33 protein-coding genes are annotated in these 25,049 nt (G+C 68.7%); 6 read left to right on the plus strand and 27 right to left on the minus strand.

The genetic code is table 11. From position 1 onward, the window contains the following. Window position 1: 1 nt before the first annotated feature. From BUR94_RS19845 to dapA, 6 genes are all read right to left on the minus strand, one after another. Window positions 2-1,186 (minus strand): amino acid aminotransferase, encoded by a 1,185-nt coding sequence (locus BUR94_RS19845; protein WP_074258158.1) that lies wholly within the window; start codon window positions 1,184-1,186, stop codon window positions 2-4. A 72-nt stretch (window positions 1,187-1,258) separates the two neighbouring features. Beyond that, a complete protein-coding gene (gene sseA, locus BUR94_RS19850; protein WP_074258159.1) occupies window positions 1,259-2,107 on the minus strand; it encodes a 3-mercaptopyruvate sulfurtransferase in 849 nt (282 codons plus the stop codon). Window positions 2,108-2,176: 69 nt separating this feature from the next. Next, window positions 2,177-2,791, minus strand: coding sequence for a LysE family translocator (locus BUR94_RS19855; RefSeq protein ID WP_074258160.1), 615 nt, complete (start codon window positions 2,789-2,791; stop codon window positions 2,177-2,179). Between the two features lie 46 nt (window positions 2,792-2,837). Further along, a complete protein-coding gene (smpB, locus tag BUR94_RS19860) occupies window positions 2,838-3,314 on the minus strand; it encodes an SsrA-binding protein SmpB (protein WP_074258161.1) in 477 nt (158 codons plus the stop codon). 63 nt (window positions 3,315-3,377) lie between these two features. Further along, window positions 3,378-3,848, minus strand: coding sequence for a tRNA (N6-threonylcarbamoyladenosine(37)-N6)-methyltransferase TrmO (gene tsaA / locus BUR94_RS19865; protein WP_074258162.1), 471 nt, complete (start codon window positions 3,846-3,848; stop codon window positions 3,378-3,380). Further along, window positions 3,845-4,717, minus strand: a complete 873-nt coding sequence (gene dapA / locus BUR94_RS19870; protein ID WP_074258163.1) for a 4-hydroxy-tetrahydrodipicolinate synthase — start codon at window positions 4,715-4,717, stop codon at window positions 3,845-3,847. Before dapA ends, tsaA begins: the two co-directional genes overlap by 4 nt. A 152-nt stretch (window positions 4,718-4,869) precedes the next feature. On the opposite strand from dapA, the gene BUR94_RS19875 reads away from it, so the two are divergent. Further along, complete coding sequence (locus tag BUR94_RS19875) at window positions 4,870-7,014, plus strand: lytic transglycosylase domain-containing protein (RefSeq protein ID WP_074258164.1); 2,145 nt, start codon at window positions 4,870-4,872, stop codon at window positions 7,012-7,014. 150 nt (window positions 7,015-7,164) lie between these two features. Here the strand turns inward: BUR94_RS19875 and BUR94_RS19880 are convergent, their stop codons facing one another. Both BUR94_RS19880 and mnmC2 read right to left on the minus strand, forming a co-directional pair. Further along, window positions 7,165-8,028: a DMT family transporter gene (locus BUR94_RS19880; protein WP_074258165.1), complete on the minus strand. Its 864-nt coding sequence runs from the start codon at window positions 8,026-8,028 to the stop codon at window positions 7,165-7,167. Continuing rightward, entirely contained in the window at window positions 8,025-8,693 is a 669-nt protein-coding gene (gene mnmC2 / locus BUR94_RS19885; protein ID WP_074258166.1) for a tRNA (5-methylaminomethyl-2-thiouridine)(34)-methyltransferase MnmC2, read from the minus strand. The genes BUR94_RS19880 and mnmC2 overlap by 4 nt, the downstream gene beginning before the upstream one ends. Window positions 8,694-8,748: 55 nt before the next feature. On the opposite strand from mnmC2, the gene BUR94_RS19890 reads away from it, so the two are divergent. Further along, complete coding sequence (locus BUR94_RS19890) at window positions 8,749-9,774, plus strand: NAD(P)/FAD-dependent oxidoreductase (RefSeq protein WP_074258167.1); 1,026 nt, start codon at window positions 8,749-8,751, stop codon at window positions 9,772-9,774. A gap of 15 nt (window positions 9,775-9,789) precedes the next feature. On the opposite strand, the gene BUR94_RS19895 is transcribed toward BUR94_RS19890, so the two are convergent. Beyond that, on the minus strand, window positions 9,790-10,779 hold the full coding sequence (locus BUR94_RS19895; RefSeq protein WP_074258168.1) for a glutathione S-transferase family protein: 990 nt from the start codon (window positions 10,777-10,779) through the stop codon (window positions 9,790-9,792). A 213-nt stretch (window positions 10,780-10,992) separates the two neighbouring features. Between BUR94_RS19895 and BUR94_RS19900 the strand changes: the two genes are divergently transcribed. Next, entirely contained in the window at window positions 10,993-11,343 is a 351-nt protein-coding gene (locus BUR94_RS19900; protein ID WP_074258169.1) for a hypothetical protein, read from the plus strand. 6 nt (window positions 11,344-11,349) lie between these two features. On the opposite strand, the gene BUR94_RS19905 is transcribed toward BUR94_RS19900, so the two are convergent. From BUR94_RS19905 to def (BUR94_RS19925), 5 genes are read right to left on the minus strand one after another with little or no spacing between them, the layout of a single operon-like run. Beyond that, window positions 11,350-11,586 carry a hypothetical protein gene (locus BUR94_RS19905; RefSeq protein WP_074258170.1) on the minus strand — a complete coding sequence of 79 codons (237 nt, stop codon included), beginning with the start codon at window positions 11,584-11,586 and terminating at the stop codon, window positions 11,350-11,352. Continuing rightward, window positions 11,586-12,488 carry a methionyl-tRNA formyltransferase gene (fmt, locus tag BUR94_RS19910; protein ID WP_074258171.1) on the minus strand — a complete coding sequence of 301 codons (903 nt, stop codon included), beginning with the start codon at window positions 12,486-12,488 and terminating at the stop codon, window positions 11,586-11,588. The genes BUR94_RS19905 and fmt overlap by 1 nt, the downstream gene beginning before the upstream one ends. Before the next feature lie 33 nt (window positions 12,489-12,521). Then, window positions 12,522-13,013 carry a peptide deformylase gene (def, locus tag BUR94_RS19915; protein ID WP_074258172.1) on the minus strand — a complete coding sequence of 164 codons (492 nt, stop codon included), beginning with the start codon at window positions 13,011-13,013 and terminating at the stop codon, window positions 12,522-12,524. Then, window positions 13,010-13,462 (minus strand): peptide deformylase, encoded by a 453-nt coding sequence (locus BUR94_RS19920; RefSeq protein WP_074258173.1) that lies wholly within the window; start codon window positions 13,460-13,462, stop codon window positions 13,010-13,012. Before BUR94_RS19920 ends, def (BUR94_RS19915) begins: the two co-directional genes overlap by 4 nt. A 9-nt stretch (window positions 13,463-13,471) precedes the next feature. Next, a complete protein-coding gene (gene def / locus BUR94_RS19925) occupies window positions 13,472-13,993 on the minus strand; it encodes a peptide deformylase (protein ID WP_074258174.1) in 522 nt (173 codons plus the stop codon). Between the two features lie 93 nt (window positions 13,994-14,086). Between def (BUR94_RS19925) and BUR94_RS19930 the strand changes: the two genes are divergently transcribed. Continuing rightward, window positions 14,087-15,268: a MalY/PatB family protein gene (locus tag BUR94_RS19930; protein ID WP_074258175.1), complete on the plus strand. Its 1,182-nt coding sequence runs from the start codon at window positions 14,087-14,089 to the stop codon at window positions 15,266-15,268. A 143-nt stretch (window positions 15,269-15,411) separates the two neighbouring features. On the opposite strand, the gene rnhA is transcribed toward BUR94_RS19930, so the two are convergent. The 9 genes from rnhA to ispH all read right to left on the minus strand — a co-directional run bounded on the left by rnhA (window position 15,412) and on the right by ispH (window position 21,338). After that, window positions 15,412-15,861: a ribonuclease HI gene (gene rnhA / locus BUR94_RS19935; protein ID WP_074258176.1), complete on the minus strand. Its 450-nt coding sequence runs from the start codon at window positions 15,859-15,861 to the stop codon at window positions 15,412-15,414. Between the two features lie 5 nt (window positions 15,862-15,866). Continuing rightward, window positions 15,867-16,514 (minus strand): CDP-alcohol phosphatidyltransferase family protein, encoded by a 648-nt coding sequence (locus tag BUR94_RS19940; RefSeq protein WP_074258177.1) that lies wholly within the window; start codon window positions 16,512-16,514, stop codon window positions 15,867-15,869. Next, a complete protein-coding gene (locus BUR94_RS19945; protein ID WP_074258178.1) occupies window positions 16,507-16,875 on the minus strand; it encodes a hypothetical protein in 369 nt (122 codons plus the stop codon). The genes BUR94_RS19940 and BUR94_RS19945 overlap by 8 nt, the downstream gene beginning before the upstream one ends. Then, the gene (locus tag BUR94_RS19950) at window positions 16,875-17,825 is read right to left on the minus strand and encodes a phosphatidate cytidylyltransferase (protein WP_074258179.1); all 951 of its coding nucleotides are present in this window, start codon (window positions 17,823-17,825) and stop codon (window positions 16,875-16,877) included. The genes BUR94_RS19945 and BUR94_RS19950 overlap by 1 nt, the downstream gene beginning before the upstream one ends. Further along, the gene (locus tag BUR94_RS19955; RefSeq protein ID WP_074258180.1) at window positions 17,822-18,517 is read right to left on the minus strand and encodes a lysophospholipid acyltransferase family protein; all 696 of its coding nucleotides are present in this window, start codon (window positions 18,515-18,517) and stop codon (window positions 17,822-17,824) included. The genes BUR94_RS19950 and BUR94_RS19955 overlap by 4 nt, the downstream gene beginning before the upstream one ends. A 10-nt stretch (window positions 18,518-18,527) precedes the next feature. Then, entirely contained in the window at window positions 18,528-19,136 is a 609-nt protein-coding gene (locus BUR94_RS19960) for a class I SAM-dependent DNA methyltransferase (RefSeq protein WP_074258181.1), read from the minus strand. Further along, complete coding sequence (locus BUR94_RS19965; RefSeq protein WP_074258182.1) at window positions 19,133-19,738, minus strand: LysE family translocator; 606 nt, start codon at window positions 19,736-19,738, stop codon at window positions 19,133-19,135. The genes BUR94_RS19960 and BUR94_RS19965 overlap by 4 nt, the downstream gene beginning before the upstream one ends. Window positions 19,739-19,741: 3 nt before the next feature. Continuing rightward, window positions 19,742-20,251, minus strand: coding sequence for a hypothetical protein (locus BUR94_RS19970; RefSeq protein WP_074258183.1), 510 nt, complete (start codon window positions 20,249-20,251; stop codon window positions 19,742-19,744). A gap of 136 nt (window positions 20,252-20,387) precedes the next feature. Next, entirely contained in the window at window positions 20,388-21,338 is a 951-nt protein-coding gene (gene ispH / locus BUR94_RS19975) for a 4-hydroxy-3-methylbut-2-enyl diphosphate reductase (RefSeq protein ID WP_074258184.1), read from the minus strand. A gap of 134 nt (window positions 21,339-21,472) precedes the next feature. On the opposite strand from ispH, the gene BUR94_RS19980 reads away from it, so the two are divergent. Further along, window positions 21,473-21,946 carry a c-type cytochrome gene (locus BUR94_RS19980; protein ID WP_074258185.1) on the plus strand — a complete coding sequence of 158 codons (474 nt, stop codon included), beginning with the start codon at window positions 21,473-21,475 and terminating at the stop codon, window positions 21,944-21,946. Between the two features lie 25 nt (window positions 21,947-21,971). Here the strand turns inward: BUR94_RS19980 and BUR94_RS19985 are convergent, their stop codons facing one another. Further along, a complete protein-coding gene (locus BUR94_RS19985; RefSeq protein WP_074258186.1) occupies window positions 21,972-22,571 on the minus strand; it encodes a hypothetical protein in 600 nt (199 codons plus the stop codon). Window positions 22,572-22,647: 76 nt separating this feature from the next. Between BUR94_RS19985 and BUR94_RS19990 the strand changes: the two genes are divergently transcribed. Continuing rightward, on the plus strand, window positions 22,648-23,040 hold the full coding sequence (locus tag BUR94_RS19990; RefSeq protein ID WP_074258187.1) for an META domain-containing protein: 393 nt from the start codon (window positions 22,648-22,650) through the stop codon (window positions 23,038-23,040). A gap of 18 nt (window positions 23,041-23,058) precedes the next feature. Here the strand turns inward: BUR94_RS19990 and recO are convergent, their stop codons facing one another. The 3 genes from recO to era are packed head-to-tail and all read right to left on the minus strand — an operon-like array spanning window position 23,059 to window position 25,018. Beyond that, a complete protein-coding gene (gene recO / locus BUR94_RS19995; protein WP_074258188.1) occupies window positions 23,059-23,784 on the minus strand; it encodes a DNA repair protein RecO in 726 nt (241 codons plus the stop codon). Further along, window positions 23,784-24,110 carry a DUF1491 family protein gene (locus BUR94_RS20000; protein WP_074258189.1) on the minus strand — a complete coding sequence of 109 codons (327 nt, stop codon included), beginning with the start codon at window positions 24,108-24,110 and terminating at the stop codon, window positions 23,784-23,786. The genes recO and BUR94_RS20000 overlap by 1 nt, the downstream gene beginning before the upstream one ends. Next, window positions 24,107-25,018 (minus strand): GTPase Era, encoded by a 912-nt coding sequence (era, locus tag BUR94_RS20005; RefSeq protein ID WP_074258190.1) that lies wholly within the window; start codon window positions 25,016-25,018, stop codon window positions 24,107-24,109. The genes BUR94_RS20000 and era overlap by 4 nt, the downstream gene beginning before the upstream one ends. Window positions 25,019-25,049 lie beyond the last annotated feature (31 nt).

The raw sequence follows: 25,049 nt of genomic DNA on the forward strand, positions 1-25,049 counted from the left end.
CCTACAGAACGGCGGCGATGGCCTCGGCGGCGAGGGGCACGGTGGCATCGGTGAGGCCGGCGATGTTGATGCGGCTGTCTTCCACCATGTAGAGCCCGTGGTCGCGGCGCAGCGCCAGCACCTGATCGGTCGTGAGGCCGAGCAGGGTGAACATGCCGCGGTGGGATTGCAGGAAGCCGAAGCGGTCGGACCCGGTGAGGCGGCGCAACTCGCCCGCAAGCGCAGTGCGGTTGGCCTTCATCCGGCCCCGCATGCCGTCGAGTTCCTCCTGCCAGTCGGCGCGAAGCCCGGCATCGCTAAGGATGGTCGTTACCACCCGCGCGCCGTGGTCGGGCGGAAAGGCGTAGTTCTGGCGGTTCAGCCAGGCCAGCGCGGCATGGGTGAGGTCGCGTGCCCGGGCGTCGGTGCAGGGGGCCAGCACGCAGCCCACACGCTCGCGGTAGAGGCCGAAGTTCTTGGAGGCGGAAATGGTGATGATGGTCTCGGGCAGGGCGGCGACCATGTCGCGCAGGCCCGCCACATCGGCCTCCACCCCATCGCCGAAGCCTTGGTAGGCGAGGTCGACAAAAGGGGTCAGGTTGCGCTCGGCAAGGAGCCGCGTGAGGGCTGCCCAGTCCTGCGCCTTGAGGTCGGCCCCGGTGGGGTTGTGGCAGCATCCGTGGATCAGCACCACGTCCCCCGGAGCGGCCATGCCGATATCGGCCAGCATGCCCTCTAGGTCGATGCCCCCGGTCTCGGCGTCGTAGTAGCGGTAGTCGGCACGGGGAATGCCCAGGGTGTCGAGGATCGAGCCGTGGTTGATCCAGCTCGGATCGGGCAACCAGATGCGGCGTTGCGGGTTGCCTGCCAGCCTCATCAGCTCGAACCCCTGCCGCACGGCCCCGGTGCCGCCCGGGGTGCCGCAGGCGGCGTAGGGGATGGTCTCGGCCAGGTCACCGAGCACGAGCCCTGCCATGGCGCGGTGAAAGGCCGGGTCGCCCGCGAGCCCGACGTATCCCTTGCTCTCCTGGGTTTCCACCAGCCGCGTTTCGGCCTGCTTGACCGCCGAGAAGACCGGCGTGCGCCCGCCGGAATCGCGGTAGACGCCCACGCCGAGGTCGACCTTGCCCACGCGCGGGTCGTCGGCGAAGAGCTTCATCAGGCGAAGGATCTTGTCTTCCTCGCGGGGCGGGAGGGACTCGAGCATGGCGAACTCCGGTTTGGGTGCGCGGCGGTGGCGCAAGCGGCGGCGGGCGACGAGGGGGCGGGCAGGGGCCCCTCAGCCGGACTCGATCGCCAGCCCGTCGTAGAGGCCCCATTCGGCCCAGCTGCCATCGTAGAGCGCGTGGCGCGGGTGGCCCAGGATCTCGAGCCCGAGCGAGAGCACGGCCGCGGTCACACCGGACCCGCAGGAGGTGATGACGGGCTTCGACAGGTCCACGCCCGCATCCTCGAAGACTTCGCGCAGCTTCTGGCCGCGCTTCATGGTCCTGTCGGCGTTCAGCAGGTTGTCGAAGGGGAGGTTCAGGGAGCCGGGGATGTGCCCGGCGCGCAGCCCTTCGCGGGGCTCGGGCGCGGCACCGGCGAACCGCTCGGGCGAACGGGCGTCGACGATCTGCCAGTCGCCCAGCTTGGAGGCGGCGGCCACCTGGGTCACATCCTTAACCATGTCGGCCTGGCGCTGCACGGTCATGTGCCGGTCACGGGTGATCGGGGCCATGTCCTCGGTCTCGCGCTCCTCGGCCTGCCACTTGGGAAAGCCGCCGTCGAGCACGGCGACATCGCTCTTGCCCATCAGCCGGAAGAGCCACCAGACGCGCGCGGCCGAAAGCAGCCCCGCGCCGTCGTAGACAACCACCTGGTGGCCATCGCCCACGCCCATCGCGCGCATCCGGCTCATGAACTTTTCCACCGGCGGTGCCATGTGGGGCAGCTCGGAGCGGGCATCGGAAATCTCGTCGATGTCGAAGAAGCGGGCACCCGGGATATGTGCGGCACCGTACTCCGCCTTGGCGTCGCGGTTCATCGCCGGCAGGTACCAGGAGGCATCGAGCACCCGCAGGTCGGGGTCCTTCAGATGCTTGGCGAGCCAGTCGGTGGAAACCAGCGTCTTGGGGTCATCGGTCATGGGTGCCTCCGCTGTCGCGTCGCAGGCGTGGTTACCGCCGCGCGGGCCAACTGGCAAGGGCGGCGAGGGTCACGCTGCGGCCCGCGTCGGCGCGCGTGCGAGCAGCAGAAGCAGGCCGAAGCCCACCATGGTGCCGCCCGAGGCGCGTTGCAGCCAGTGCATCCGGGTAGAGGCCAGCCGCGCGGCGAAGCGCCCGGCGATGGCATAGGCTGTAACGGCGCAGCCCTCGAGCAGCAGGAAGGCGGCGCCGAGCAGGGCGTAGTCCGACCAGTAGCTCCCGGCCCGCACGAACTGGGGGAAGAAGGCAGCGAAGATCAGGATCGCCTTGGGGTTGCCCAGCGCCACCAGCGCCTCGCGGCGGGCGGCGCGGACGAGGTTGGGCGCGGGCGAGCCGAGCGCGTGGCTGTCGGGCCTGGTGCGGAGCAGTTTGAGGCCGATCCAGATCAGATAGGCCGCGCCGAGGATCTTCACGGCGGTAAAGGCGGTGGCCGAAACGGTGAGCAGCAGCCCGAGGCCAAGGGCCGAGGCCGCGATCATCGGCGCGAAGACGGCCAGCCGGGCCAGCGCGGCGGTAAAGGCGAAGCGGACACCGCTCTGCGCGCCGTGGGTCAGCGCCAGCAGGTTCGACGGCCCGAAGGTCAGGTTCAGCGCGAAGCAGGCGGGAAGAAAGAAGGCCAGGTCCATGGCGGCGAAGCTGGGCTGACGGCGCGGACGGCGCAAGCGGATTCGGTCAGCCGCCCTGCTTCAGCAGCCGTTGCTTCTGCCGGTTCCAGTCGCGCTTGGCCGCCGTATCGCGCTTGTCGGCCAGCTTCTTGCCCTTGGCGATGCCGATCTTCATCTTGGCGATGCCGCGATGGTTGAAGTAGAGCACCAGCGGCACGAGTGTCATGCCCTTGCGCTGGGTGTCGTTCCAGAGCCGGGCGAGCTCCTTCCTGGAGCAGAGCAGCTTGCGGCGGCGGCGCTCCTCATGGCCGAAGGTTTTGGCCTTGTCGTAGGGCGCGATGTAGCCGTTCACCAGCCAGAGCTCGCCGTTTTCCACGGCGGCGTAGCTCTCGGTGATCTGGGCGGTGTTCTCGCGCAGCGACTTCACCTCCGAGCCTTCGAGGATGATCCCCACCTCGAGGTCTTCCTCGATGGCATAGTCGTGCCGGGCACGCCGGTTCTCGGCGATCACCTTGTAGTTAGGATTGTCATCTTTCTTGGCCATGGGGGAGGGATATAGGGGCTCGCAGCCCTGCTGGAAAGGGCCGAACGGCGCGCCCGCCCCGGCTCAGGTCGCGGGGGCGTCCACGGTCGCGATCCAGGGCTTGATGTCGACCACCGGGGTGCCGTCGAAGGCATCGGTGGCGTCAATCCTCAGCGTGGTGCCCTCGATGCCCTCGATCCGCACGCAGCCCAGCGCCACCGGGTTGGGCCTTGCGGGCGAGCGGAGCGCAAAGGTGCCGCGCGGCTCCTCGGCGTGCCTGGGGTGCTGCACCAGCAGGTCGCGCCGGGCCTCGCCCGTCCAGTAGAGCAGCATCACCCAATCGCCTGCCTTCAGCCCGGCCAGGGCGGGCGCGAACTCGGGCTTCATCTCGATCCGCGCGTTGCCGCCGCCCTGCTCCCGCGAGAGCCGCAGGTTCTTGGGCGCCGTGCCCTCGGCCCAATCCGACCGGATCACGCCGACAAAATGCAGCCCCGCCTGCGGGTCCAGGGCCGGGTCGTAGCCCAGCCGGACCTCGCCCTCGCGGGGTGGCTTCAATTGATCAGCCCGGCAAACCGCATCGCGTCGCGGATCTGCCCCTTGACCGGTTCTGTCACGCCCACGTGGGGGCGGCGCACGTCTTCCGCGCATTTGCCCAGCACCGAGAGGCCATACTTGGCGCCGCAGAGCCCCGGCTCGGCGAAGATCGCGCGGTGCAGCGGGATCAGCTTGTCCTGGTAGGTCAGCGCCTTGGCGTAGTCGCCCGCGAGGCAGGCGGCCTGCATCTCGGCGCAGAGGCGCGGGGCCACGTTGGCGGTGACGGAGATGCAGCCCACGCCACCCATGGCGTTGTAGCCCACCGCCGTCGGGTCTTCGCCCGAGAGCTGGATGAAGTCGGGGCCGCACATCTGCCGGGTGATCGCCACGCGGGCGAGATCGGCGGTGGCGTCCTTCACCCCGATGATGTTGGGGTTTTTCGCCAGCTCGGCCATGGTGGCCGGGCTCATGTCAATGACCGAGCGCGGCGGGATGTTGTAGATGATGATCGGCAGGCCAACTTCGGCCGCGGCCTCGAAATGCGCGATCAGGCCCGCCTGTGTGGGCTTGTTGTAATAGGGCGTCACCACCAGCGCGGCGGCGGCGCCCGCGGCCTTGGCGGCCTCGACCAGGCGCACCGTCTCTCGGGTGGAGTTGCTGCCCGCGCCTGCCACCACCGGCACCCGGCCCGCGGCGGCCTTCACGCAGGCGGCGACCACGGCATCGTGCTCGTCATGGCTGAGGGTAGGGCTCTCGCCGGTGGTGCCCACGGGCACGAGACCGGAGGAGCCCTCCTCGATCTGCCAGTTCACCAGCGCTTCGAAGGCGGGCAGGTCGAGCTCGCCGTCCTTGAAAGGCGTCACCAGTGCTGGAAGCGATCCCTGGAACATCTCTGCGCCCTCCTCGTTTGCGGCCACATCCCTATGAGAGCGGTGCTATAGTGCCGACCGGGCGCAATGCCAAGTTGTTGTATTGTTCATTAACCATGTCGCGCTACACTTGAGCCAACCGCCCCTTGCCTGCTCCGGAGCTTGCCCGAGCCATGCATCGCTATGTCCTGTCGCTTCTTGCTGCCGCCTGCCTGATGGCCGGGCCGGTGGCGCTTGCGCAGGCCGAACCCGAGGCCGAGGACGGGCCGGAAGTGGTGCAGGACGCGGTGCTGGAGGTGGAGGAGGAGGCCACCGAGGCGGCGGCTGCTGCCGAGACGGAGGCTGCGCCCGACCCCGAGGAGGAGGCCGAGGCGGCGTTGCCCCGGGCAGAAGCCCTCGAAGGGGTCGCCCTTGCCGCCAAGCCACCGCCCGCCCGCCCGAAGCAGGCCACGGCCTTCACCCTCATGATGCGGGCGCTGGAGCGGGGCGACTGGGAGCAGGCTGCATTTTCTGCAGCGCTGGAAGGGCCCGCGATGGAGCGTTACGCACATTGGGCAAAGCTGCGGGGCGGGGGCGGAAGCTTCGACGACTATGTCGCCTTCACCGCCGATCACGCCGACTGGCCTTCGATGAGCTACATCCACGACAGAGGAGAGGCCTCGATCGGTCGGGGTGAAGACCCGGACAAGGTGGTGGCCTACTTCGGAAGCAAGGTGCCGGAGACGGCGCTGGGTGTGCTGCACCTCGTCGAGGCCCATGTGGCGCGCGGCGAGGACGGGGACGCGGCGGCGCTGGCGGTGCTGGCGTGGCGCACGCGCACGCTGAACGCGGAGGTCGAGCAGGCCTTGCTGGAGCGCTACCCGGCGATTCTCGCGCCCCACCACGAGGCCCGGCTCGACGACCTGCTCTGGCGCGACAGCCGGACCGCCGCGCTGCGCCAGATGGGTCGCGTGAGCGAAGACTGGCAGAAACTTGCCGAGGCCCGGATGGCCCTGCGCACCCGTGCTGCCGGTGTGGATGCCAAGATCGAGGCGGTGCCTGCCAGCCTGCAGTCGGATGCCGGGCTGGGCTGGGAGCGCTACAACTGGCGGGTTCGCAAGGGGCTGCACGAGGGCGCCGAGGAGCTGATGGTGGAGCGATCGACCTCCGCCGAGGCGCTGGGCCGGCCCGAACTGTGGTCGAACTATCGCCGCATCTACGCGCGCGGCCTCTTGCGCGACGGCAAGGTGGCCGACGCCTACGCGCTGGCCTCCCGCCATTTTCTGGCCGAGGGGTCCGATTTTGCCGATCTGGAGTGGCTCTCCGGCTGGATCGCCCTGCGGTTCCTGAAGGATCCCGAGCTGGCGCTCTGGCATTTCGAGCGGTTCGGCGAGGCGGTGGAAACCCCGATCAGCCTGGGCCGGGCGGGCTACTGGCTGGGACGGGCCTACGCCGATCTGGGCAATGCCGAAAAGGCCCGCGATGCCTATGCGATGGGCGCTCAGTATCAGACCAGCTACTACGGTCTGCTCGCCGCCGAGGCGGCAGGCCTGCCGATGGACGTGACGCTCACGGGGCGCGAGGTCTTTCCGCCGGTCGAGGACACCAGCCTTGCCGACTCGGATGTCTTTGCCGTCGGGCAGCGGATGATCGCTGAGGGCGAGACGAACGAGGCCGAGCGCTTTCTGACCCATCTCGCCGGGACCCTGCCACGCCGCGAGGCGGGCACGCTGGGCACGGTGATGATCGAGCAGGGCCGGGTGCATCTTGCGCTGAAGGTGGCCAAGGCGGCAGCTCAGAACGGCATCATGATTCCGGCGGCCTACTATCCGCTGCACGAGATGGCCGAGACCGACTGGCCCGTGCCGGCGGAACTGGCCCTTTCGATCGCCCGGCGCGAAAGCGAGTTTGACCCCGTTGTGGTCAGTCCCGCCGGCGCGCGCGGGCTGATGCAGCTGATGCCCGGCACCGCCAAGGACATGGCCGGTGAGCTGAAGGTGCGCTACGACGCGGCCAAGCTCACCGAGGATCCGGTGTACAACGCCACGCTGGGCACTGCCTATCTGGCCGGGCTGATCGAGATCTTCGGCGACGCGCCGGTGCTGGTGTCGGTCGGCTACAACGCCGGGCCGGGCCGGGCGGTGAACTGGGTCGGCGACCAGGGCGACCCGCGCTACCCCGGCGTCGACGTGGTGGACTGGATCGAGATGATCCCGTTTCGGGAAACCCGCAACTACGTGATGCGCGTGACCGAGAGCATCCCGGTGTATCGCGCAAGGCTGACCGGCCGGGTGGAGACGCTGGAGTTCACCAAGATGCTGCAAGGCGTGCCGAACTGAGGCCGCGGAGGCGGGCAGGTCCCGATCCGCGGACGCGGCGCCACTTCTGCGGACGCGGCCCGGTGGCGCGGTCAGGCATGTGTTCTTCAGCCAGGAAAATGAACCGGGGTCGTGCCGACCGGGCGGCAGGGCGGCTCTTGGCCGAGGGCCTCAGGCCTGCCGTTCACGCCAGAGGGTGAAGAGCCCGGCGCAGACCACGATGGCCGCGCCGATCACCGTTGCGGGGGGCAGGATGTCGCTCCAGAACAGCACGCCGATGATCGAGGAGAAGACCAGCTGGAAATAGGCAAAGGGTTGCACCGCGCTGGCCTCCGCCACCTCGTAGGTCTTGATCAGCAGCCAGTGGCCGGTGACGCCGGTCAGGCAGAGGCAGCCCATCCAGGCCCAATCGGCGGGGGCCATCGGGGTCCACTGCCAGAGCGCCGCGGCGGTCATCACCACGGCGCCGGAGATGCCGGTGTAGAAGAAGCTGGTGGCGGTGGTGTCGTAGCGCGAGGCGTAGCGGGTGAGCAGGCCGTAGAGGGCGAACATCAGCGCACTGGCAAGGGCGGCCAGCGAAGCCGGGGTAAAGACCCCGAAGCCGGGGCGCAGGATGACGAGGATGCCGAGAAAGCCCACGCCGATCGCGCTCCACCGCCGCCAGCCCACCCGCTCGCCCAGCACCGGACCGGAGAGCGCGGCGATCAGAAGCGGGTAGCAGGCGAAGATCGCATGGGCCTCGACCAGCCCGAGCCAGACGAAGCTCTGCACCGCGATGCAGATTTCGGCTGCGAGCAGCACGCCGCGAAAGATCTGGAGAAAGGGCCGGTTGGAGCGTGCTGCAGCGCGCAGCCCGCCCCTGGCGCGGGCGGCGATGGTCAGCACGAAGAGGGCGAAGAACCAGTAGCGGATCATCACCACCATCATCACCGGGTAGGTCTCGGAGAGGTAGCGCGACAGCCCGTCCTGCACCGCGAAGACGAAGGTGGTGGCGATCATCAGAAGGATGCCGAGCGACTGCGGTGTGCGGGTCATCCGAGGGTTCCGGTGGTCATGTGGCGTTTCCGGCCGTAGCCGGGCTCTCGCGTGACGACGAAGCCCGCTTCCGACAGCCCGCGGCGCACGTGCCCCGCCGCCGTGTAGGTGGCGAAGGTTCCGCCGGTTGCGGTGTGCCGGGCCACCTCCGCGAGCAGATCCGGCTCCCAGAGCTCGGGGTTCTTGGCGGGGGAGAAGCCGTCGAGAAACCAGGCATGGGCCTGCCCTTCCCAGGCGGGCAGGGTCGTTCGCGCATCGCCCGTTACAACCTCGGCCTCCAGCCCCGGTGCAATGATGCTGCCGCCGGCTTCGGGCCACTGGGCGGTGAGCTGTGCAACCAGGTCGGGGAAATGCGCCTCGAATGGCGCGAGCGCGCGGATGGCCTCCTCCGAGGTCATCGGGAAGGCCTCGAACCCCGTGTAGCGGATCGTGACGCCGGCCTCCTGCGCCAGATGCCACAGCGCAAGCAGGTTCAACCCCGTCCCGAACCCCAGCTCTGCCACGTGAAACCCGTCACGCAACCTCTCGGCCAGACGGTTGCCCGCGAGAAAGACATGGCGCGTTTCGGCCAGCCCGTTCTCCAGCGAGAAGTACGGGTCGTCGAAGCGGGTCGAGACAGGGGTGCCATTGTCGCGCCATGCGAGTCGGGCGGGATGGTGGTGCATCGGGGGATGGCCTATGAGTCTGGCCGGACAATGGCGGCGGCGCAGGGGGAAGTCCATGGCAGACGTGACGGTGCGCGGGGCCGGGGTATTCGGCCTTTCGGTGGCCTGGGAATGTGCCCGCCGCGGCGCAGCGGTGCGGGTGATCGACACGCGCGGAGTGGGTGCGGGGTCTTCGGGTGGCGTGGTCGGGGCGCTCGCGCCCCATGTGCCGGAAAACTGGAACCCCAAGAAGGCCTTCCAGCTCGAAAGCCTCCTGGCCGCAGAGGCCTTCTGGGCCGGGGTGCAGGCCGCTGGCGGGGTGGACCCGGGCTATGCCCGGACCGGGCGGGTCCAGCCGGTGGTGCCGGGCGGCGAGGCCCTGGCGCGGGCGCGGGAGGCCGGCGCGGAGGAGCTGTGGCAGGGCCGGGCAGAGTGGCGGGTCGTGACCGGCGCGCCCGAGTTCGCGCCCGTCTCGGAAACCAACCTCTGGGTCCATGACACGCTGACGGCGCGGCTCCACCCGGCGCGAGCCTGCGCCGCGCTGGCAGCCGCAGTGCAGGCGGCGGGCGGAGAGGTGCTGACGGGCGATGCCGAGCACCATGGGCCGGTGGTCTGGGCGACGGGCGCGGACGGCCTCGCCGATCTTTCCGCCGCGCTGGGCCGCAGCGTGGGCGTGCCGGTGAAGGGGCAGGCGGCGCTGCTGCACTTCAGCGCCCCCCGGGCGGCGCAGCTCTTTGCCGACGGGCTGCACATCGTGCCCCATGCCGACGGGACCGTGGCCATCGGCTCCACTTCGGAGCGCGCGTTCGAGGGGCTCGAAACCGATGCCCAACTCGATGCGCTGATCGACAAGGCGGCGACCCTTGTGCCTGTTCTCCACGGCGCTCCGGTGGTCAAACGTTGGGCCGGCCTGCGCCCGCGCGCCCGTTCGCGCGCGCCGATGCTCGGGCCCTGGCCGGGGCGCGCGGGCCATTACATCGCGAACGGCGGGTTCAAGATCGGGTTTGGCATGGCACCCAGGGTGGCCGAGGTCATGGCCGACCTCGTGCTGGAGGGGCACGACACCATACCCGAGGGCTTTCGGGTGGACGACAGCCTCTAGCGCTTTCGCCGGCCGTCACGCCGCCTGCAGAGCCTCGCGCCCGTGTGGCGCGGTCCAGTCGAGCACCGGGTTCAGAGGGATGATCCTGTGCGGGTTCACCGTCTCGTGGCTGTAGTGGTAGTGGCGGATGTAATGGGCCGGCACGCAGGTCGCCGCCACGCCGGGCACCTGGTAGAGCTCGCGGGCGTAGGCCCAGAGGTTGGGCATCTCGCGGAGGAAATTGCGGTTGCACTTGAAGTGCGTGTGATAGACCTCGTCGAAGCGCACCAGCGTGGTGAAGAGGCGCCAGTCGGCCTCGGTGATCTGCCCGCCCAGGAGGTAGCGCTGGCGCGAGAGGCGGTCTTCCAGCCAGTCGAGGCTTTCGAAGAGCGGATGCACGGCCGCGTCATAGGCCTCCTGGCTGGTGGCAAAACCGGCCTTGTAGACGCCGTTGTTCACCGTGTCGTACACCCGGGCGTTCACCGCTTCGATCTCGTCGCGCAGCGGCTCCGGCCAGTAGTCATCGCGGTTGCCGGTGATGCCGTCGAAGGCCGAGTTGAACATGCGGATGATCTCGGAGCTTTCGTTGCTCACGATCGTGTCGCGCTGGGTGTCATAAAGCACGGGCACCGTCACGCGGCCGCTCATTTCGGGGTCGACATGGGTGTAGACCTGCCAGAGGTACTCCTTGCCAAGGAGACTGTCGCCGGTGGTGCCGGCAAAATCGTTGCGGAACTCCCAGCCGTTATCCAGCATGTCGGGGTGGACGACGGAGATGGAGACATGTTCCTCCAGTCCTTTCAGCGCGCGGAAGATCAGCGTGCGATGCGCCCAGGGGCAGGCGAGGGACACGTAAAGGTGATAGCGCCCGCTCTCGGCCTTGAAACCGCCCTCGCCCGAGGGCCCGGCGGCGCCATCCGCGGTGATCCAGTTGCGGAAGCCGGAGGTCGAGCGGACGAAGTTTCCGCCGCTTTTCTTCGTGTCATACCATTCGTCTTTCCAGACGCCTTCCACCAGACGGCCCATGGCACTCTCCTTTTCGCAGGTAAGCCCCGACCTAACGGACGTGCGCACTCCGATAAACAGGTGCGGATGGAGGCTGGTCTGTGCAAATGCGCGCGGAACCCGAACCGTTGCAGCCGAGTTGCACCATCACGGCAGCACGCGACCGGTTTAAGGTTAACCTTGACGGAACCCGATTCGGTCACAATGCTCCGAAACAAGGGACGGAGCTGCCAAATGTCTGATTTCCTGCCACAATCGGTCCGAGAGGGGCTGGAGGCCGCGCGCCGCGAAGCGGAGCGCCGCAAGAGCCGTCTGAAGGTGCGCGACGGGGACGAGAGTTACCCAGTGCTGCGCTTCTGGTCCAAGGGGTTTGCCCTGGCCGCCGACCCCGCGCCCAACCTGCGTGGCCTGGTCGATCTGTTCGACGGCGAGCGCCACCTCTACCAGTGCCTGATCGTGAACAGCCGCGAGGAGGCGGGCGAGCGGATCTTCGAGTTCAAGCGCTCGACGGCTGCCTGCGATCGGCCCCCGATCGACTTCGAACGCCCGAGCCATGCGCCGATTGGGCTCATCACCAACGGCTGACAGGGCTCAGCGCTTCTTCACCACGAGGTAGAGCGCCGCCGCCGCCCCGGCGATGACGGCGAGGATGAGGGCGTATTTCACCAGGCCCAGGATCAGCGGCAGCATCCGCAGCCCGATCCAGCAAAGCGCCACAACGGCGGCACCCAGCACGGCGGCCACCTCGTCGTCGAAGCGGCGGTTGGTCGCACGGTTCACGGCGAAGCCGGCCGCAGCCCCGGCGATCAGGAGAAAGACAAAGAACATCAGGCCCCGAGCCTGCCCGGAAGCGTGAGCCCACGCAAGAGCTCGGCGGCGTCCATCGGGCGCTTGCCGGGGCGTTGGGCCTCGGTGATCTCCACCGCGCCGGAGCCGCAGGCCACGGTCAGACCGCCAAGAACCTCTCCGGGCGCACCGCGTCCGGGCGCGACCCGGGAGCGCAGCAGCTTGAGTCGCTCGCCGGCGACCTCCGTCCATGCGCCGGGAAAGGGAGACAGGCCGCGGATGTGTCGGTCGACCTGCTCCGCGGGGCGGCTCCAGTCCACCGCCGCCTCGGCCTTGTCGATCTTCTCGGCATAGGTCACGCCGGTTTCGGGCTGGGGCATCGGCTCCAGCGCCCCGGCGCGCTCGGCGGCGGTGACGATGAGCCGGGCTCCCATGGCAGAGAGCCTGTCGTGCAGGTCTCCGGTGGTTTCCTCCGGGCCGATCGCCGTGCTCTCGCGCAGCAGCACCGGGCCGGTGTCCAGCCCCGCCTCCATCTGCATGATGCAGACCCCGGTCTCGGCATCGCCCGCCATCACTGCGCGGTGGATCGGCGCGGCCCCGCGCCAGCGGGGCAGCAGGGAAGCGTGGATGTTCATGCAACCGAAGCGGGGGGCATCCAGCACCGGCTGGGGCAGGATGAGGCCATAGGCCACCACGACGGCGAGATCGGCGCCCAGAGCGACGAAGGCCTCCTGCTCTTCATGGGCCTTCAGCCGGGCGGGGTGGCGGACAGCAAGGCCGAGCGCCTCGGCGCGGGACTGCACGGGCGAGGGACGGTCTTTCTTGCCGCGGCCGGCGGGGCGGGGCGGCTGGGTGTAGACGCAGACAATCTCGTGGCCCGCGTCCTGAAGCGCGTCGAGCGCAGGCACCGAAAAATCGGGCGTTCCCATGAAGATGATGCGCATCGGGGGGCCTTTCGTTGGGTGTTCGGGCGAGCCCTACCTCCTGGACGCCTTCTTGAGAAGCATCTGCCGCCTGGTGCGGCTCAGCCGGTCGAAGAACATCCGGCCGTTCAGGTGGTCGATCTGGTGCTGCACCGACGTGGCCCAGAGATCCTCGAACTTCTTCTCGACCCTTGCGCCGGTCTCGTCGGTGTAGGCCACGGCCACACGAGCCGGGCGGGAAAGCCGGGCAGAGACACCGGGGATGTTGGGGCTGGCCTCTTCCCAGTCGAACATCTGCTCGCCCACCATGGTGATCTCGGGATCGGCCAGCCGCACGACCTGCCCGCGGGATTTGGAGCAATCCACCACCGCGAGGCGGAGCATGACGCCGATCTGAGGTGCGGCGAGCCCGTAGCCGGGCATTGCTTCCATCGTGTCGACCATGTCGGCCCAGAGGGCGCGGATCTCGTCGGTGATCTCGCCCACCGGTGCGGCGGCGGTTTGCAGGCGCTTGTCGGGCCAGCGGATCAGGGGCCGGGGGCTCATGCGTCTTCGCCGTCGATGATGAGCTTGCCATCGAGATGGTCGGCCTCATGCTGGGCGATGGCGGCTTCGGGGCCGGTCAGCACGACTGACCGGGCCATGCCGGCCTCGTCGGTGTAGTCGAGCCGGACGTGCGCGGGCCGGGTCACCTGCACCGGGTGGTCAGGGATGGACAGGCAGCCCTCTTCCATCGTTGCGGTCTCCGCGCCCAGCGGGGTCACCACCGGGTCGATGCAGATGCGGGGATCAGGGTGCCCCGCCTTCCAGCCGGCATCCATCACGAAGATCCGACGCAAGACGCCCACCTGCGGGCCGGCGAGGCCGCGGCCGGGCGCGGCATACATGGTGTCGAGCATGTCGGCGGCGAGCGTTCCGAGGTCCTCGCCGGCGACCGGCGCGCAGGTAGCCTTCAGCCGTGCATCCGGCCAGAGCACGATGGGCAGAACGCTCAAGCCAGAGCCTCAGGCACGGGCCTTCTCGCGCTTCAGCTTCTGCATCCTGCGGGTGATCATCTGGCGCTTCATGGGCCCCAGGTAGTCGATGAACAGCTTGCCGTTCAGGTGGTCGATCTCGTGCTGCACGCAGGTCGCCCAGAGGCCCGAGAACTGCTCTTCCTGCTCGGCGCCGTCGAGCCCTTGCCAGCGCACTTTCACCTCGGCCGGGCGGGTGACATCGGCGTATTGTTCGGGGATCGAGAGGCAGCCTTCCTCGTAGGTGCTGGTGGCCTCCGAAGACCATACCACCTGCGGATTGATCAGCACCATCGGGCGGGGCGCCTCGGCGTCGTCCTTGATGCAATCCATCACCAGCATCCGCTGCATCTCTCCGATCTGCGGCGCGGCCAGCCCGATGCCGGGGGCGTCATACATGGTTTCGAGCATGTCATCGGCCAGTCGCCGCAGGGCGGTGTCGAATTCGGACACCGGATCGGCGGGCTTTTTCAGCCGCGGGTCAGGATGGATGAGGATGTCACGCAATGCCATGGCAGGGGATTTAGGACAGAGCCGCGCGCGGCGCAACAAGGGTTGCACGTGCGGATAGCGAAGATAGGGTCGCCGGGCAGCAAGGAGCCTTCCATGAATTTTGACGAGATCATCGAACGCCGCGGCACGCATTCGGCCAAGTGGGACATGATGGAGCCGATTTACGGCGTGCCCGCGGAGGGCGGCCTGCCGATGTGGGTGGCCGACATGGATTTTCGCCCGCCTGCCTGCGTGCAGGGCGCGGTGGAGAAAATGGCAGCCCACGGGCTTTATGGCTATTACGGCGATGACGCGAGCTACAAGGCGGCGATCCGCTGGTGGCTGGCCGAGAGGCACGGCTGGCAGGTCGAGGACGGCTGGATCCAGACCACCCACGGGCTCGTGAACGGCACGGCGCTCTGCGTCGATGCCTATACCGCGCCAGGTGACGGGGTGGTGCTGATGACCCCGGTCTACCATGCCTTCGCACGGGTCATCAAAGCGGCGGGGCGCGAGGTGGTGGAGTGCCCGCTGGCGCTGGTGAATGGCCGCTACGAGATGGATTTCGACGCCTGGGATGGGCAGATGAGCGGCCCGGAGGGGGCGAAGGCGAAACTGCTGGTGCTCTGCTCGCCGCACAACCCGGGCGGGCGGGTCTGGACGCGGGCCGAGCTGGAGGGCGTTGCGGCCTTTGCCAAGCGGCACGACCTGGTGCTGGTGTCGGACGAGATCCACCACGACCTGCTGATGCCGGGCCAGACCCATGTGCCGATGGCGCTGGTGGAGGGTATCGAGGATCGGCTGGTGATGATGAGCTCCACCACCAAGACCTTCAACATCGCCGGGGCGCATACCGGCAATGTCATCATCCCCGATGCGGCGCTTCGGGCGCGGTTCACCACGCGGATGGCGGCGATGGGGCTCTCGCCCAACTCCTTCGGGCTCTTCATGGCGGAGGCCGCCTATTCACCCGAGGGTGCGGCCTGGGTCGATGCGCTTTGCGCCTATCTCGACGGCAACCGGCAAGTCTTTGACGATGGCATCAACGCGATCCCGGGGCTGGCGTCCATGCGACTGGAGGCGACCTATCTCAGCTGGGTGGATTTTGCCGGGACCGGGATGGAGAAGGCCGAGTTTACCGATCGAGTGGAAAAGAACGCCAGGATCGCCGTCAACCACGGCGAGACTTTCGGCAAGGGCGGCGAGAGCTTCCTGCGGTTCAATATCGCAACGCCGCGTGCGCGGGTGGTCGAGGCCGTAGAGCGGATGCAATCGGCCTTCGGGGATTTGCAGTAGGGCGCTCGGAGGCCGCGCTGCGCTCGGGCGGAGAGTCTCTTCGGCCCGGACGGCGGGGTCGCCGCCCGAACGGCCAAGCGCGCTCCTGGGCGGAGCCACCCCGCCCGGCAATCCGGGATACCGAGGCAGGATACGGCGCGGGCCTATTTGAAGGGCTTCATGCCGGCTCGGGCGAGTTCGTCGGCGCGCTCGTTCTCGGGGTGGCCGGCGTGGCCCTTGACCCATTTCCAGGTCACCCGGTGGCGGCGGTTGGCCTCGTCGAGACGCTGCCAGAGCTCCACGTTCTTTACCGGCTTGCGGTCGGCGGTTTTCCAGCCGTTGCGCTTCCAGCCGTGGATCCAGCCGGTGACGCCGTTCTTCACGTAGGCCGAATCCGTCACCACGGTGATCTCGGTGTCGCGCGAGAGCGATTCCAGCGCCGAGATGGCGGCCATCAGCTCCATCCGGTTGTTGGTGGTGGCCGGCTCGCCGCCCGAGAGCTCGCGCTCCTTGACGACCGCGTCGCCCTCCCTGGCCTGGAGCAGCACGCCCCAGCCGCCGGGGCCGGGATTTCCGGAGCAGGCTCCGTCGGTATAGGCATAGAGGTCTGGCATGGGCGCTATCTGCCCGGCTCGCGAGGCAGAGACAAGCCCCGGATCAGCCGCAGGGCGCGGCGCAGGCCGGTGGCCGCGGTTCCGAGTGCGACCAGCCAGAGGGTAATGGTAAGCGCGAGGGTCGAGCCCCAGAGAAGCGCCTCGACGGCGCCCGCCACACAGCCCGCCGTGACCGCCGCCATCCGGTGAGGCTTGGCCATGGGGCCGCAGAAATCGGCCGGCAGGCCCTCGGCCCGGCCCAGTTCGCGGATATAGGCGGTGCCCACCGCCAGCGCCCCGGCGAGGCAGCCGAGCCAGAGCGGCCCGGCCGCGAGGCCCAGGCCCGCGAGGATGAGCACATCGGCCACCCGGTCGGGTGCCTCGTTCCAGAACGGGCCAGTGGGCCCGCCCTTGCCGCCTTCGAGCGCGACCATGCCATCGAGCAGGTTGGCAACGAGCCGCAGCTGGCAGAACAGGGCCGCCCCGATCAGCAGGGCCGCGGCCACGCCGGGCGGAGCGGGGAAGGTGAGCCAGAAACAGCCAAGGGCCAGGGCCGCGAACAGCATCGAGCTCGCGGAGATCTGGTTGGGCGTGACCGAGGTGGTGGCCAGCCAGCGGGCGGCGGCCTGCGCCCAGCCCGACCCACGGGCGGCAATGGGGCGGCGCTCAGTCACGGGACCAGAGGCGCCACGTGTAGGCGCAGGCGTAGAGCGTGGCGACCGTGGTGGGCAGGGCGAGGGTGGCCAGCACCTCCGGCGTGCCGGCAAGGCTGTGGATGGTGAAGAGCAGGCCGAAGGACATGGCGCAGCAGACCAGCGGAGGCACCAGCAGGCCCGCCGGTCCGGGCAGGCGCGGCACCAGGGCCTCCTGCACCCGCTTGAGGCCATAGGTTATGACGGCAGTCATCGCGCCTTGCACCAATGCTGCCCAGAGCGAGGCAGGCATCGGGTGGGCGGCATTGGCAAAGAATGCCCAGCCGCCCATCAGCAGGGCGCCGCTCGCCGTGTGTGCAATCGACGAGTCCGCCAGTGCCATCAGACCGCCGACCAGAAGTAACGGGTGAGATGAAAGAAGATCGGCGCGGCAAAGACCACCGAATCCATCCGGTCGATGAACCCGCCGTGCCCGGCGATCAGGTGGCCCCAGTCCTTCACCCCGCGGTCGCGCTTGATGGCCGACATCACCAGCCCGCCGAAGAAGCCCATGAGCGTGACCGCCAGCGCCATGCCGAGCGCCTGCCAGGGCGTGAAGGGGGTGATCCAGTAGAGTGCCGTTCCGATGAGCGAGGCCGAGGCGACGCCGCCCACCAGCCCTTCCCATGTCTTGGAAGGCGAGACGGTCGGCGCCACCTTGCTCCGCCCGATCAGCTTGCCCCAGGTGTATTGCAGCACATCCGACATTTGCACCACGATCACCAGCCAGGCGATCAGCAGCACCTCGCGGCCCTCGAATCCCTCGATTCGCAGCGTCAGCAGCGCCGGGACATGGCTGACGCAATAGACGCAGATCATCAGCGCCCATTGCGTTTCGGCAATGCGGATGAAGGCATCTCGCGTGTCGCCCGAGAGCACGGAGAACACCGGCAGCAGCAGGAAGGCATAGACCGGCACGAAGATGGAATAGAAGCCATACCACTCGTCCCAGACCAGCCAGAACTGCACCGGCAGCACCACGAAGAAGGCGGCGAAGAGCGCCCAATGGTCGCCGGCGCGCTTGGTTGTCAGGGTCAGAACCTCGCGCAGAGCGGCGAAGGAGATGAAGCCGAAGAGCACGATGACGCCGGTCTTGCCGGCGAGAAAGGCGAGGCCCAGCAGCGCGGCCATGCCCCACCAGGCGTCGATCCGGGCATTCAGGTTCTCGATCACCGGATTGTTGCGCTCGGGGCCGTAGGCCGCGCGCAGGGCACGGCCCACCAGCGTGGCCACCACCAGCACGCCGAGCGTGGCGAGCAGCAGCTTTATCAGGTCGGTGTGGGCGGCGCTCATGCTCCCGCCTCCGGCGCGGTGCCTTCGGTCGGTTGCGGGCCGGATGTGGGCCTGAGGGCCAGCAGAGCCTGTGTGGCGCGGTCCAGAAAGGCCTCCCGGCTCTCTCCCTCTTTTACCCGCATCGGCGTGCCATAAGTCACGGTGCACAGAAGCGGCACCGGCACCAGCTTGCCCTTGGGCAGCACGCGGTTGAGGTTTTCGATCCAGACCGGGACCATCTCGATCTCCGATCGCTTGCTGGAGATGTTGAAGATCCCCGACTTCAGCGGCAGCAGCGGAACGTCGGGGTCCATGTTGCGCTTGCCCTCGGGAAAGATGATGAGGCTCGAGCCGCCGTCGATGGCTTCGAGGATCTTGTCCATCGGGTCCACGTCGCGCCCCTCTTCGCCGCGGTAGATCAGCACGGTGTTGAACACGTCACGCCCGATGAAGGCCCGGAGCGGTGACTTCAGCCAGTAGTCGGCCGCGGCCACGGCGCGGGTGCGGCGGCGCAGGCGCGAGGGCAGGGCTGTCCAGATCAGCACGAAATCCCCGTTGGAGGTGTGATTGGCAAAAAAGACCCGCTGCACCGGCACCGGCTCGCAGCCCTCCCAGATGCCGCGCACGGCGGTCACCAGCCATGCGAAGAACACGATGGCGTGGCCAAGGGTCTTGGCGGCAAAGGCGCGGGCGGCTCGGGCGAGGGTGCTCATGGACCGGAGGTTAACCCTTTGTCCCGCCCTCGGGAATGGCCTGCGAGAGGAGGCAGATGAAGGCCGATGCGTCGCCCGAGAGGCCCTTGCCCTGCGAGTGCCGCCGGGCCGTGACACGGAAGCCCGCCTCGGCGAGCCGCGCCTCCAGTTCGGCCTCGCTGTAGTAGGTGTAGAACCGTCCCAGGGAGTCCGGCCCCTCCCCCTCGCCCAGCTTCATGCCGAGGTGCAGCCAGCCGCCCGGCGTGAGCGCGCGGAGGATGCGCCCGAGATGGTCGGTGAAAGCCCTGCGGGTGGCGTGGAGCAGAGAGAAATTGGCCCAGACCCCGTCATAGACAGCCTCTCCGGTGATCTCCGAGAACCGAGCCTGCCGGGCCTCGACGCCCTGCGCGCGCGCATGAGCGACCATGGCGGCGGAGCCATCCACCGCATCCACGGAAAAGCCCATCTCGATGAGGCCTTTGGCATAGAAACCGGGCCCGCAGCCGAGGTCGAGAACCTGGCCGCCCGGCGGGAGGCGCTCGGCGAAGGCGAGGAGGTCGGGCCATTCGGGCATCCGCGCGGTGCGATCGGCGTAGGCCTGCACCTCGCGGTCGTAGATGGCGAGCGTCTCGTCGCTCATGCCCGTTCGAAGGCAAGCCGCAGGCCGAGGGCGGCGAAGCTGGCCGCGAAGGCGCGGCGCAGCCAGGCCATCGCCCGCTCTGACGACAGCACCCGCGCCCGCATGGTGCCGGCAAGCAGGGCATAGAGCGCGAAGACGGTGAATGTCATCGCCACGAAGGCAAGGCCGAGCGAGACCAGTTGCGCGGTGCCATCGGCGCCGGGGGTAATGAATTGGGGCAGGAAGGCCACGAAGAAGATCGGGATCTTCGGGTTGAGGATGTTCAGCGTGACCCCGCGCCAGACGATCCTGAGCGCCGCGCCGGGGGTTTCGGCGCGCACATCCAGCGTGCCCTTGCCGCGCAGCGTGCCCCAGGCCATCCAGAGCAGGTAGGCCACCCCGGCCCATTTGATCGCCTGGAAGAGCAGCGCGGAGGTGTGGAGCACGGCGGCGAGCCCGGCCATTGCCGCGGCGAGGTGAACCACGGTGGCCAGCGTGCAGCCGATCACAGCAAAGGCCCCGGCCCGCCAGCCGCCGCCCAGCGTCATCGAGAGTGTGTAGACCACGCCGATGCCCGGTGCGAGGCAGACGAGAAAGGTGGTGACGAGAAAGGCGAGGGTCATGGGTCAGTTTCCTTCTGACTTGCGATCTGCGGTGGCATTCACCTGGGCGCGGGCGGCATCGGGGATTTCGGCATCGAGAGCGGCCAGCAGGGCCTCCACCCGCGCGACATCTCCCTCGGCCGGAAGCGCGATGGCGTCGCAGGTCTGGCCGCCGTCGAGCACCACCTTGCCCCAGGCGAGCCCGCCGCCGATCGGAGGCTGCGGGTTCTTTCTGGCCGGCCGCTCGGCCAGGCCCGATGCCCGCGCGGACTGCTCGATTCGCAGCATGCCGCCGTCTTTCATGGGCGCCGTCATGCTCACGCAGCCTGAGTCGTCGTAGCCGCGGCAGGCGGTGAGCAGAACCATGCCCGATCTGCTGAACTCGGCCCGAAACTCCTCGCGGTAGGGAGGCGGCAGGGAGCCGTTGTCGTAGCCGTAGGTTGCAAAGGCATCGGGAAGGGGGCCATCAGGCTCGGCCTGCACGCAGGCGGCGGTGGCGCAGAGAAGGGCGATGGAGAGCAGGTGGCGGGTCATGGCGGGCAGACTGGCCGATCCGGAGCCGACTGTCACATGACATCTGGCCTGCCGGCCGGACGGAGCACCCTCGCGCGCCGGCGCAAAGCCTCTTTCTTCACTTCGTTTTGGTGATCCGCGAGTGCTGGCCAGACAGTCAGGCCGGCTCGCGCAGCACGCGGGGCACCTTGAACTCGACCCGCTCCTGCGCGGTTTCGACCAGCTCCACGGTAACTTCGTAGCGGGCGCGGAAGGCGTCAATGACCTCCTCGATCAGCACCTCGGGCGCCGAGGCCCCGGCGGTCACGCCGACAACACCGATCTCGCCAAGGGCGCGCCAGTCGATATCGCCCGCCCTTTGCACCAGCTGGGCATAGGCACAGCCCGCGCGGGAGGCGACCTCGACCAGCCGCCGGGAGTTCGACGAGTTGGGCGCGCCCACCACCAGCAGCGCATCGACGCGGGGCGCGATGACCTTCACCGCCTCCTGGCGATTGGTGGTGGCGTAGCAGATGTCTTCCTTGTGGGGGCCGACGATGGCGGGGAAGCGGGCCTGGAGCGCGGCCACGATCTCGGCGGTGTCATCGACCGAAAGGGTCGTCTGGGTCACGAAGGCGAGCCTCGCGGGGTCGCGCACGACGAGACTCGCTACATCATCCACCGTCTCTACCAGCAGCACCTCGCCGGGCGGAAGCTGCCCCATGGTGCCGATGGTCTCAGGGTGGCCGGCATGGCCGATCATCACCATCTGGAGCCCGTTCTCGGCATGGCGCTCGGCTTCGATGTGGACCTTGCTGACCAGCGGGCAGGTCGCATCGACAAAGACCATCTCGCGCCGGGCGGCCTCGGCGGGCACCGCCTTGGGCACCCCGTGCGCCGAAAAGATCACCGGACGGTCGTCCGGGCAGTCCTCCAGCTCCTCGACGAAGACCGCGCCCTTTGCGCGCAGCCCGTCGACCACGAACCTGTTGTGCACGATCTCGTGGCGCACGTAGACCGGCGCGCCCCACTTCTCGAGCGCCATCTCGACGATCTTGATTGCCCGGTCGACACCGGCGCAGAAGCCGCGCGGGGCAGCGAGGAGGAGAGTGAGTGGAGGCTTGCTCATGGAGCAGAGTTAGGATGTCGGGCGGGCAACGTAAAGCCGTGCACGTTGCCGCAGGCGTGATCGGGAGGGGGGCTTGCCTTCCCCCCGCTGGAACCTGCTAGACCCGTGCGACCCTGCGAGGAGACGCCGAAGAGATGAAGACCAGATGGTTCGCCCTAACCGCATGTGCCGGGGCCGCTGCCCTGTGGTTTGCCTGGCCCGGACAGGCCGAGAAGGCCGGGAGCCTGCTGCCCTACCAGGATGCCGAGGCCCTCGCGCTGGGCGAGGCGCTCTATGGCGAGCACTGTGCCGCCTGCCACGGTGCCGACCTGGAAGGGCAGGTGAGCAACTGGCGCGACCGTGATGCCGAGGGCATGATTCCCGCCCCTCCGCATGACGAGACAGGCCACACCTGGCATCACCCCGATGCGATGCTCTTCGCCATCACCAAGCTCGGCACCGAGGCGGTGGTCGGGCAGGGCTACCGGAGCAACATGGGTGGGTTCGAAGGGATCCTGACGGACGAGGAAATCCTGGCAACCCTGGCCTGGATCAAGAGCACCTGGCCGCAGGAGGTTGTCGAGGCGCATGACGAGATCAATGCGCGCTACGAGGCGACACGAAACTGATGGAAGCGGCAAGGCCCCGGAGAGATCAGCCGTCGGCCCAGACGAGCTTGCACGCGATGTCGGGGCCCAGGGCCGGGGTGCCGTCGGACTGAGCCTTGCGACATTCGGCCAGTGCCTTGATCTCGGCATCCGCGGCCGAGACGTAGCCCCAGGCCCTGCCCCAGTGGCCCCTTGCATCCACCGCAAAGGCCCGGTGTCCGCCATGGCCGCGTTGGAGGCCGATCAGGGCTTGGGCCTGCGGGCCGGACAGGGTGGGAGCTGCGGCGGGAAGCGGCGCGACGGGAAGGATCTCGGCGACGATGCGGCAGTCCTCTGCCCAAAGGGCGCAATGGGCCAGCGCGTCGGCCCGCGTCACCTTGCGGTCGGCGTAGCCCGAGACGGCGCCGAAAGCGCCCCCCGAGCCAACCGCGAAGGCACCATGCCATTGCGGGCCGGTGCCGAACTCGGTGTAGGCCTTGTGCATGCTCCACGCCTGCGGGTAAGCCGCCGCGAGCGCTTCGGGAGACGGCCCGACCAGCTCACCGGCCGGCACGGCCACCTCGCCGCGCACCAGGCCGCTCACCGCTGAAAAGCTCAGGGCGGCGATCGCGGCCACGGCGGCGAAGAGGCTGATCTGCTTGGTCATGGCGCGATGCTGCCGTCCGAGCATGGCGGGAACGTGGCAGCTTGGCGGCGGAGGTCGGGCAGCCTATGTGTACGGCATGAAACCCGTTGCGCTCTCCGCTCTCCTCGCCCTGACCCCGCTTGCCGCAGCTTGCGAGGATGAAACCCTCACCGGCTACGCTCCGGGCGTCTATCAGCTGGAGGAGATCGACGGAGAGCGGTTTGAATGGGGTGCCACGCTGGACCTGACCGAGCCGGGCCGGATCTCGGGGCAGGCGCCCTGCAACGGCTATTCGGCGGATCAGGCCGCGCCCTACCCCTGGTTCAAGCCCGGCCCGATCGTCTCGACCCGCCGGGCCTGCCTGCATCTGAATGGCGAGGCGGCCTTTTTCAAGGCCCTGGGCGAGGTGACCCTTGCCGAGGCTTCGGGGCCGGTGCTGATCCTCTCCAACGAGGCTGGCCGCGAGATGGTGTTCCGCCGCGCGGAGTAGGGCCCGTTCGCGCCGGCGTCAGACCTTGCCCAGCACCCGGACCAGCCGTGCCCGCGCGCCGGGAAGGGGCTTTTCGCCAAGCGAGGCCCTGAGCTGGTGCTCCAGGAAATAACCGGTGGTTTCAAACCCCTGCATCAGCTCGCCCGCGCTCTCGGGCGGTTCGCCCATCAGGCAGGGGGGCAGGGGCAGGAGGCGCGAGGCCCATTCGCCCGCGCCGGCGGCACTGACGGCCCGCCCCGTGCGGGGCGAGACGTAGACCAGCCCGTCGGTCGCCCCCGTGGCGGCGCAGCAGGTGAGGTCGAGGCCGAAGCCCATCTCGTCGAGCAGCGCCAGCTCCCAGCGGAGATAGGCGAGCGGCCAGTGCGGCGAGGCCTCCTCGATGAGGTCGAGCACGGTGAGGCTGCGAGCGTAGAGGCCCGGGTAGGAGGCGCGCTCGGGCAGGACGAAAGAGAGCAGTGCGGTGACTGCACCAAGCCCCGCCAGCGCCCGCCGGTCGCCCAGAACGCCCGCGGCCCTGGCGCGGATGGGCTCGACGGTGAAGGCGCCGAGGTGATCTTCGAGCCGGGCACGCCAGCTGAGGTCGAGCTGCGCGCCGGGTTGCAGAATGGGCGCCATGCGCCGCCCGGTGCCGCCGCGCACAACGCCGGCATGGCGGCCGTGGCCTTGGGTGAACACCTCGATGATGGCGGCGTTCTCGCCGTGGGGCCGGACGGTGAGCAGCACGCCCTCCTCGCGCCACTCCATCAGTCGAGCCCTTCCTCGTCGAGCAGGTGCCGCCCGGTGCGGTCTTCGACCTCGATCACCCAGATATCGGGGTCGAAGCGGCGCTGGTCGCGCAGGGTGGCATCGACCTCGGCCTCCGGCCCCTCGGCCAGCACGTCCCAGGGCCGCGAGCCGTCCATCGCCATGATGCGCTGGAAGGCACGGGCGGTGCCGTCGAGAGGGCTCTGCTTTACAAGGATATTCCCAGCCGTCTCGTCACCCCTGGCGACGACGTAGGCGGGGATGTCGGCCAGCCGCAGCCGGGTGAGGTAGGCCTGCACCCAGAACGCGCTGGTCAGGCGGGTCAAGCGTTGCCGTCCTTGAAATCAAGGCCCATCTCGTCGTAGCGCTCGCTCTCTTCGAGCCAGTTGGGCCGCACCTTCACTTGCAGGAAGAGGTGCACCTTGTGGCCGAGGAACTCTTCCAGCTCCTCGCGGGCCGCCTTGCCGATGGCCTTGATCGTCTCGCCGCGGTTGCCCAGCACGATGCCCTTGTGGCCGTCGCGCATGACATAGACGATCTGGTCGATCTTGGCCGAGCCGTCCTTGCGGTTTTCCCAGGCCTCGGTCTCGACGGTGAGCTGGTAGGGCAGCTCCTGGTGCAGCCTCAGCGTGAGCTTTTCGCGGGTCATCTCGGCGGCGATCATGCGCAGCGGCAGGTCGGCGATCTGGTCTTCGGGGTAGAGCCACGGACCTTCTGGAAGCTCGCCCGCAAGCCACTTGCGCAGGTCATCGACGCCATAGCCCTTCTCGGCGGAGATCATGAACGTCTCCGCAAAATCATGGGCTTCGTTGAGCCTGGCGGTCAGCTGGAGCAGCACCTCGGACTTGACTCGGTCGATCTTGTTGATCGCCAATGCCACCTTCTGGCCCTCGGTGCTGCGCTCCTTCAGGGCGTCGAGGATGGCCTGCACGCCCTCGGTCAGCCCGCGATGGGCCTCGACCAGCAGAACCACGACATCGGCATCGGCCGCGCCGCCCCAGGCCGCCGCCACCATCGCCCGGTCGAGCCGCCGCCGGGGCCGGAAGAGGCCCGGCGTGTCGACGAAGACGATCTGGCTCTCGCCCTCGATCGCCACGCCGCGGATGCGGGCGCGGGTGGTCTGGACCTTGTGGGTGACGATGCTCACCTTGGCGCCGACCATGCGGTTGGTCAGCGTCGACTTGCCCGCGTTGGGCTCACCGATCAGGGCGACGAAACCGGCGCGTGTGGTCATGGGGCGTGGCCTTTCATGGCGGCGAGTCTAG

Source organism: Vannielia litorea (genome assembly GCF_900142295.1).
GTDB classification, from domain to species: domain Bacteria; phylum Pseudomonadota; class Alphaproteobacteria; order Rhodobacterales; family Rhodobacteraceae; genus Vannielia; species Vannielia litorea.

Excerpts from the sequence above, each read along its gene's own strand:
- BUR94_RS19845 (WP_074258158.1), bottom strand. The coding sequence starts at position 1,186 with ATGCTCGAGTCCCTCCCGCCCCGCGAGGAAGACAAGATCCTTCGCCTG.
- sseA (WP_074258159.1), bottom strand. The coding sequence starts at position 2,107 with ATGACCGATGACCCCAAGACGCTGGTTTCCACCGACTGGCTCGCCAAG.
- BUR94_RS19855 (WP_074258160.1), bottom strand. The coding sequence starts at position 2,791 with ATGGACCTGGCCTTCTTTCTTCCCGCCTGCTTCGCGCTGAACCTGACC.
- smpB (WP_074258161.1), bottom strand. The coding sequence starts at position 3,314 with ATGGCCAAGAAAGATGACAATCCTAACTACAAGGTGATCGCCGAGAAC.
- dapA (WP_074258163.1), bottom strand. The coding sequence starts at position 4,717 with ATGTTCCAGGGATCGCTTCCAGCACTGGTGACGCCTTTCAAGGACGGC.
- BUR94_RS19875 (WP_074258164.1), top strand. The coding sequence starts at position 4,870 with ATGCATCGCTATGTCCTGTCGCTTCTTGCTGCCGCCTGCCTGATGGCC.
- BUR94_RS19880 (WP_074258165.1), bottom strand. The coding sequence starts at position 8,028 with ATGACCCGCACACCGCAGTCGCTCGGCATCCTTCTGATGATCGCCACC.
- mnmC2 (WP_074258166.1), bottom strand. The coding sequence starts at position 8,693 with ATGCACCACCATCCCGCCCGACTCGCATGGCGCGACAATGGCACCCCT.
- BUR94_RS19890 (WP_074258167.1), top strand. The coding sequence starts at position 8,749 with ATGGCAGACGTGACGGTGCGCGGGGCCGGGGTATTCGGCCTTTCGGTG.
- BUR94_RS19895 (WP_074258168.1), bottom strand. The coding sequence starts at position 10,779 with ATGGGCCGTCTGGTGGAAGGCGTCTGGAAAGACGAATGGTATGACACG.
- BUR94_RS19900 (WP_074258169.1), top strand. The coding sequence starts at position 10,993 with ATGTCTGATTTCCTGCCACAATCGGTCCGAGAGGGGCTGGAGGCCGCG.
- BUR94_RS19905 (WP_074258170.1), bottom strand. The coding sequence starts at position 11,586 with ATGTTCTTTGTCTTTCTCCTGATCGCCGGGGCTGCGGCCGGCTTCGCC.
- fmt (WP_074258171.1), bottom strand. The coding sequence starts at position 12,488 with ATGCGCATCATCTTCATGGGAACGCCCGATTTTTCGGTGCCTGCGCTC.
- def (WP_074258172.1), bottom strand. The coding sequence starts at position 13,013 with ATGAGCCCCCGGCCCCTGATCCGCTGGCCCGACAAGCGCCTGCAAACC.
- def (WP_074258174.1), bottom strand. The coding sequence starts at position 13,993 with ATGGCATTGCGTGACATCCTCATCCATCCTGACCCGCGGCTGAAAAAG.
- BUR94_RS19930 (WP_074258175.1), top strand. The coding sequence starts at position 14,087 with ATGAATTTTGACGAGATCATCGAACGCCGCGGCACGCATTCGGCCAAG.
- rnhA (WP_074258176.1), bottom strand. The coding sequence starts at position 15,861 with ATGCCAGACCTCTATGCCTATACCGACGGAGCCTGCTCCGGAAATCCC.
- BUR94_RS19945 (WP_074258178.1), bottom strand. The coding sequence starts at position 16,875 with ATGGCACTGGCGGACTCGTCGATTGCACACACGGCGAGCGGCGCCCTG.
- BUR94_RS19950 (WP_074258179.1), bottom strand. The coding sequence starts at position 17,825 with ATGAGCGCCGCCCACACCGACCTGATAAAGCTGCTGCTCGCCACGCTC.
- BUR94_RS19955 (WP_074258180.1), bottom strand. The coding sequence starts at position 18,517 with ATGAGCACCCTCGCCCGAGCCGCCCGCGCCTTTGCCGCCAAGACCCTT.
- BUR94_RS19960 (WP_074258181.1), bottom strand. The coding sequence starts at position 19,136 with ATGAGCGACGAGACGCTCGCCATCTACGACCGCGAGGTGCAGGCCTAC.
- BUR94_RS19965 (WP_074258182.1), bottom strand. The coding sequence starts at position 19,738 with ATGACCCTCGCCTTTCTCGTCACCACCTTTCTCGTCTGCCTCGCACCG.
- BUR94_RS19970 (WP_074258183.1), bottom strand. The coding sequence starts at position 20,251 with ATGACCCGCCACCTGCTCTCCATCGCCCTTCTCTGCGCCACCGCCGCC.
- ispH (WP_074258184.1), bottom strand. The coding sequence starts at position 21,338 with ATGAGCAAGCCTCCACTCACTCTCCTCCTCGCTGCCCCGCGCGGCTTC.
- BUR94_RS19980 (WP_074258185.1), top strand. The coding sequence starts at position 21,473 with ATGAAGACCAGATGGTTCGCCCTAACCGCATGTGCCGGGGCCGCTGCC.
- BUR94_RS19985 (WP_074258186.1), bottom strand. The coding sequence starts at position 22,571 with ATGACCAAGCAGATCAGCCTCTTCGCCGCCGTGGCCGCGATCGCCGCC.
- BUR94_RS19990 (WP_074258187.1), top strand. The coding sequence starts at position 22,648 with ATGAAACCCGTTGCGCTCTCCGCTCTCCTCGCCCTGACCCCGCTTGCC.
- recO (WP_074258188.1), bottom strand. The coding sequence starts at position 23,784 with ATGGAGTGGCGCGAGGAGGGCGTGCTGCTCACCGTCCGGCCCCACGGC.
- era (WP_074258190.1), bottom strand. The coding sequence starts at position 25,018 with ATGACCACACGCGCCGGTTTCGTCGCCCTGATCGGTGAGCCCAACGCG.